Consider the following 5944-nt stretch of genomic DNA (forward strand, 5'->3'; position numbering starts at 1 on the left):
GGTAATGGTAGCGCCGTTGGTGGGATTGGAGAGGGTGACGGTAAAGTTTTCGTTCAGTTCTACCGTTGTATCTCCCTGAACGTTAACAGTAATCACTTTACTGGTTTCCCCGGCGGCAAAACTTACTACTCCACTGGGTAACACTCCCCCGACAAAATCCGTGGCATTGGCAGGATTGGTTCCAGTGCCGGTAACTGCCCAACTGACGTTATTGCTTCCCGTGGTATTAACCGCACGAGTGACGGTGAAAGTAAAGGCTTTACTGCCACTGTTGCCCTCGGTTTGACTGGCATTGGTGGCGGCAATGGCGAGGGTGGGAACTGTGGGACCCCCCACATTTAAAGCCCACAATTCATCACCGTTAACGCCGTTATTGGCAGTGAAGAACAAAGTATTGCCCACTACTCTCAGACTGCTGGGGCCGTAGCCAGAGGCACCGGGGATGATGTCGGCCACCAGAACCGTACCCGCCGCCGTGCCGTCGCTTTTCCACAATTCAGTACCGTTTACGCCGTCATTAGCAGTGAAGTACAGGGTATTGCCCACCGCCGTTAGACTGCGGAAGAAGGAGCCATAGGAACCGGGGCGGATATCCTTGACCAGAACCGTACCGGCCGCCGTGCCGTCGCTTTTCCACAATTCCCGACCGTTAACGCCGTCATCGACAGTGAAGAACAGGGTGTTGCCCACTGCCGTCAGATTTTCCAGGTTGGAGCTAGAGAAACCGGCGCGGATATCTCTGACCAGAATCGTACCAGCGGCCGTGCCGTCGCTTTTCCATAATTCCCGACCGTTCACGCCGTCATCGGCAGTAAAGAACAGGGTAAGGGTGTTGCCCACCGCCGTTAGATTGCTGGGGGAGGGACCAAATAAACCGGGAAAAATATCTCTGACCAAAACCGTACCAGCCGCCGTGCCGTCGCTCTTCCACAATTCAGTATCGTTCACGCCGTCACTGGCAGTGAAGAACAGGGTATTGCCCAGCGCCGTTAGATAGCTGGGGAAGGAGCCAGAGGAACCGGCGCCGATATCTCTGACCAGAACTGTACCGGCCGCCGTGCCGTCGCTTTTCCACAATTCCCGACCGTTCACGCCGTCATCGGCACGGAAGAACAGGGTATTGCCCACTGCCGTCAGATAGCGGGGGCTGATATCCTTGACCAGAACCGTGCCGGCCGCCGTGCCGTCGCTCTTCCATAACTTTTGACCGTCATTGTTGTCATCGGCAGTGAAGAAGAGGGTGTTACCCACCGCCGTTAGATTGCGGGGGTAGGAGTTAGAGGAACCAGCGCGGATGTCTCTGACCAGAACCGTACTGGCCGCCGTGCCGTCGCTTTTCCATAATTCCCGACCGTTAACGCCGTCATTGGCAGCAAAGAACAGGGTGCTGCCCACTGCCGTTAGATTGCCATTGCCGGGGTAGGAGTTAGAGGAACCGGCGCGGATATCTCTGACCAGAACTGTACCAGCCGCCGTGCCGTCGCTTTTCCACAATTCCCGACCGTTCACGCCGTTATCGGCACTGAAGTACAGGGTACTGCCCAGTGCTGTTAGATTTTTGGGGTAGGAGCTAAAGGCACCGGGACGGATATCTACTAAAAAAGGAGTTGACATGATTTGTTCCTGAATAATAGGGTGAAAATTAAACAGTTAAGTAGTCGTGCAAAATAAATTTCCTAGTGAAGAAAGGCACTCATGCAAGAGGCAAGAGGCAAGGGGGGGTTAGATTTGTGTAATTAATTTTGCTTAGGTACTTAAGCCGGCAAAGAAGGGTATATCTGGCTGAAAAACCTCAGATGTCTGCAAATCCGACAAATCTAAGGTTTCAACAGTGGTAAAAAAGCGGATATTTGTTCGATTCCGTCTTGATTGGGAGAGAGAATAACGGTGGCGACTTCTGGAATTACTCCAGCTTGGAGACTTTGATAATCGCTAACACCAGCATCGAGGAAAACTACGGACTGGTTGAGATTGGTTTGGCGAGACATAATACAAGGGTTCCTGGTGAGTGGTGTAGGGTGGGCATTGCCCACAAGCTGCTTTAATATTATTTATTCAGCCGAGTCAGCCTGTTTTCCGCAACCGCAGCCAGTCTAGGTTAGGCTTGAAGACTGTCAAACCATCAATTAATCGTTTCTACCATCTTGAGAGCGTTTTTTTCTACCGTCAATAGAATATAAAATATGCTTATTTTTTTTTTTTTTTTTTCATCAGGTTTATTCATGAATCAGAGAAAATCAAATTAAATTCGGTGCGGTTAAACGCTGATTTCTCACACTATCCACCTGATTAGCTTGAACAAAGCCATCAGATTGAGCAAAATTGCACAAAACATCGTCAACAGCAGGAAGGCTCGGCAAAAGGGTAGAAGTCATGACATTGACCGCAAAAGATTAATGCGACTATTTTGTGCAAACAATCGCCAATTTTTCAAGGGGGATATAACAAAAATTTACAGAAAACGGGTTTCTCAAAGAAACCCGTTTTCTCAGTTTCGTGGGTTGTTGCAAGATATGTAATCTGAACGACGTTCATAAATTGTATTTTTATTAGTTTATGGGACACAAACAATTCCTAATCCTGCCATTTGACGAATATGATCATCAAAAGCGAATACCTTAAATATTTGTAAACGATGAGCCATAACTAAAATAGAACAATCTGTGTAACTCCATTTTTTATCATTGTACTTACAGAAAGCTTCCCATATTGCCATATCATCGCTATCTGACACATTGATATAACGATGATCTTCTCTTAGTATTTGACCCACTTGGATTGAGGCTCGACTAGATACCTTGCTCCGAATCCAAGTCACAGTTTCATCGAATACCGATTCGAGAATAATCCAATTATTATGAGGATTTTCTAAGTAATATTTTTGAGCGCTTTCGTGATGAGTTTCAGATTTGACAAAAAAGGCAATTAAAGCAGACGTATCAACAATAATTTCTTTGTCCACAATTTTTTTTAATAAATAATTTCATCGATGTTTTCAGCGTAGTTAGTTACAACTTGACCCCGATTATCTTGTCCGATAATATATTTAGGCTCAGGTTGGACAATTTCTAAACTTCCACAAAGTTCCCAAGTACGAGTCTTGGTAATATCTGGTAATTCAGCTTGAACATAATTTTCCAAAGCTTTGATAACAATCTCTTGAACCGAGGATTTTTGTTCTTGCAAACGAGATATTAATTCGTCGGGAATTTCGATCAATATTTGAGTCATTGATAAACCTTAGAGATTAACGTTGTTTTACTAACATTATAGCCTGTTTGTGAATTATAACCAAGAGACGCAAATACAATTACCTGAATCAGTTACCAAAAGGCTAACAACTGTTCACTGATTCAGGTGATTCGCCATAAGTCCAGAAAACGGGTTTCTGAAGATTGTCTCTCAATTACTCCCTCACAATGACAATTGTAGCGGGTCATGGCGAGAAGGCGATGGCCACAAGTCCAGAAAACGGGTTTCTTGAAGAAACCCGTTTTCTAGATATTGATTTTTGCCAAAGACTGCTTAAATTCTGCGAGAGAATTAGCAGTAGCTGCTAATTTTAGTAGCTCTTCTAAGATAGTAGGGTTAGTCATTTTGCCGATTATCTCTTCAATTTCTGAAGAAATCTCTCCAAACCGCACAGTTAAAACTGTTTTTATGGCATCGCGGCTTTTTTCTAGCACCCCAATTTCTTTACCGCGTTCGATTCCTCGCAATTCCATATTACTCATTAAAGGCATGGTTCTTTCCTCCTCAAATTGTTTGATTTTACTCTCTAAACTTGACTGTAATTCAGGGGATAAAGTCATCATATTGTCGATGATTTCAAACAGTTTACTAAGTAAGGTAAGTATTACCCACACTACTTATTTATGATGATACTAAAAGACTTCCTACACTCCTCAAAAGAATTTACTATAAGTGCGGCTTTTAACATCTCTTCTAAAACCGAAATAACTGAAGCATCATTGAGACATTGTCCAATATCTCCAGGGATATCGCCTAGTCGGGTTTCCAAAACTTTTTTCACAAAATCACGAGCATTTTCTAACGCTCCAATTTCCTTACCAATTTCCTTACCGCGTTCTATTCCTCGTAACTCCCCAATTTCCTCACCAATTTTCCTTCCTCGTAACTCCATATTACTTATTAAAGGCATGGTTCTTTCCTCCTCAAATTGTTTGATTTTACTTTCTAAACTTGACTGCAATTCAGGGGATAAAGTCATCATATTGTCGATGATTTCAAACAGTTTAATTATCTGTTCTCTCTCGAACTCCTTTTCATATAATCCCCTGATTAACCTCCACTTCCACTGTTCCCGTTCTGGCAGCTTCCCAGTAGTCGCTTTTGTTTTCAGGTGTGCCATGACTATTATAGCAAAAGGATTGCTACTTGCTTCTAGTTCTGACCAGTTTTCCTCATAGTCCAGTAATTTAACCGTTGGGAATTTGAGGCTGACTTCACAACCAGCGATAGTATAATTATAGGAATCTGGTCGCCAATTTACTCGTTCATCTCCTAATATAGCGAGACTGATAACTGGTTTCTGATACAAATCAAAGGCCCGATAGTTATAAATATACATCCTCTGAGGGAAATTTTCTTCGTATTGGCTTTGAATTTCAATATGAATCAAAATCCAGACTTCTTCGCCCCTGAGTAACCAGACTTTATAGAGTTTGTCAGCGAAACGTTTTTTTGTCTTAGCTGAAGCGGTAATCCGTTTGAGTTCTTTTTCTAGGGATTCGGGAATTTTTGTCCAATCAATCAATTGGTAAACTTCGGGAAAGAAGAAATGTAAAAACGCTTCAAAATACTCGCTTAATGCTTCTTTCCAGGGTTCATCATAATTGGCGGTTGGTTGTTTCATGGCAAGTCGCTACCAATTGGAAAGTTAGGCACTCATCTAAATCTATTATTCCCCATAAATATCAGAAATGCTACTTGTCGTCACAAAACTTCCCATTAGAGCAACCTACATCTACATCTTTGTTCTAACATTTATTGGTCAAACTATATAATGCCGTCAGACTGCCGGGGGAGGAGCTACCTAAACCGGGGAAGATATCTTTAACTAAAAAAGGAGTTGACATGATTTTTTCCTGAATAATAGGGTGAAAAGTAAACAATTAAGTCCCTAAAGAAGGCACCATCCAGACGGATTGAGTGCCATCGAGGTCGTTATCTGGTCCAATTAGCGCCGGGTTGCGGTAGCCCGGCAGCACGGAGACAGCGAAAACCTCCTCCACGCCGCTATTGAACCAAAAAGTTGCCACCAGTTGACCGGTAGCTAGATTGACAATAGCCAACCCGCACCGCAATTGATTACGCCGCTCATCCAGGGGTAAACCGCCAAAAACCGCCGTTTCCCGCACTTGGGACAACCCGACAAAGGCGTGACCTTCCCAACAGTCTAAACCCCGGGTAAAACCGGGCAATTCGGCGATGATTTCCGTGCTACCAGTTTGGGGATGCCAACGGTTCAAGGTTCCATAACCGGAATTGAGGAAATAGAGATTACCCTGGTAAAGGCGGGGAGAATGGGGCATAGCTAAACCCCGCAGAATCACCTCTCCCCTAGCCACATCAATTAAGCATCCGCCCTGGGCCTTATTCTCTCGCCAGAGGCTTTCCTCGTTGGTTTCCCCCAATGCCGTCACATAGGCGGGAGTGCCGCTATTTTCAGCCATAGCCAAGCCATTGAGGTGGCAGCGGTCTCCGGGGACCAACTCGGTGATAAAGGGCGGTTTCCACTGGGGGAGAAAACTCCAATTTCCTTCGATGGTTGCCAGACAGTTAAATAACGTCAGTTCGGGATAAGGGAGGAAAGAAAAGGCGGGGGCTAGTAAGCTGAAAAATATATAAACTCAGCACCCCCAACCCATCTATGTCTAGTCTAGAAGCTCTTTTCTGTCATGTCGACGACTTCTGCCGTGTA

The 5944-nt window shown here is 44.6% G+C and carries 5 protein-coding genes and 3 pseudogenes; all 8 read right to left on the reverse strand.

What is annotated here, in order from left to right:
* On the reverse strand, nt 1-1614 hold a 1614-nt coding region (locus tag IM475_RS09950; protein ID WP_287727434.1), incomplete at its 3' end, for an ELWxxDGT repeat protein.
* Between the two features lie 203 nt (nt 1615-1817).
* Nucleotides 1818-1964 (reverse strand): annotated as a pseudogene (locus IM475_RS09955) (DUF4347 domain-containing protein); the annotation flags it as partial.
* A 273-nt stretch (nt 1965-2237) separates the two neighbouring features.
* Nucleotides 2238-2375 carry a hypothetical protein gene (locus IM475_RS09960; protein ID WP_287727435.1) on the reverse strand — a complete coding sequence of 46 codons (138 nt, stop codon included), beginning with the start codon at nt 2373-2375 and terminating at the stop codon, nt 2238-2240.
* A gap of 179 nt (nt 2376-2554) precedes the next feature.
* The gene (locus tag IM475_RS09965; RefSeq protein ID WP_287727436.1) at nt 2555-2962 is read right to left on the reverse strand and encodes a type II toxin-antitoxin system VapC family toxin; all 408 of its coding nucleotides are present in this window, start codon (nt 2960-2962) and stop codon (nt 2555-2557) included.
* A gap of 8 nt (nt 2963-2970) precedes the next feature.
* Nucleotides 2971-3231, reverse strand: coding sequence for a hypothetical protein (locus IM475_RS09970; RefSeq protein ID WP_002733873.1), 261 nt, complete (start codon nt 3229-3231; stop codon nt 2971-2973).
* A gap of 266 nt (nt 3232-3497) precedes the next feature.
* Nucleotides 3498-3839, reverse strand: a pseudogene (locus tag IM475_RS09975) (hypothetical protein); the annotation flags it as partial.
* 26 nt (nt 3840-3865) lie between these two features.
* A complete protein-coding gene (locus IM475_RS09980) occupies nt 3866-4876 on the reverse strand; it encodes an RpnC/YadD family protein (RefSeq protein ID WP_287690512.1) in 1011 nt (336 codons plus the stop codon).
* Nucleotides 4877-5135: 259 nt separating this feature from the next.
* Nucleotides 5136-5813: pseudogene (locus IM475_RS09985) on the reverse strand (TIGR03032 family protein); the annotation flags it as partial.
* Nucleotides 5814-5944 lie beyond the last annotated feature (131 nt).

Origin of the sequence: Microcystis sp. M061S2, assembly GCF_020245605.1 — a bacterium.
Lineage (GTDB): Bacteria > Cyanobacteriota > Cyanobacteriia > Cyanobacteriales > Microcystaceae > Microcystis.

Bases quoted from the DNA above. Each gene is read 5' to 3' on its own strand.
- IM475_RS09960 (WP_287727435.1), bottom strand. From the start codon at position 2,375: ATGACTTCTACCCTTTTGCCGAGCCTTCCTGCTGTTGACGATGTTTTG.
- IM475_RS09970 (WP_002733873.1), bottom strand. From the start codon at position 3,231: ATGACTCAAATATTGATCGAAATTCCCGACGAATTAATATCTCGTTTG.
- IM475_RS09980 (WP_287690512.1), bottom strand. From the start codon at position 4,876: ATGAAACAACCAACCGCCAATTATGATGAACCCTGGAAAGAAGCATTA.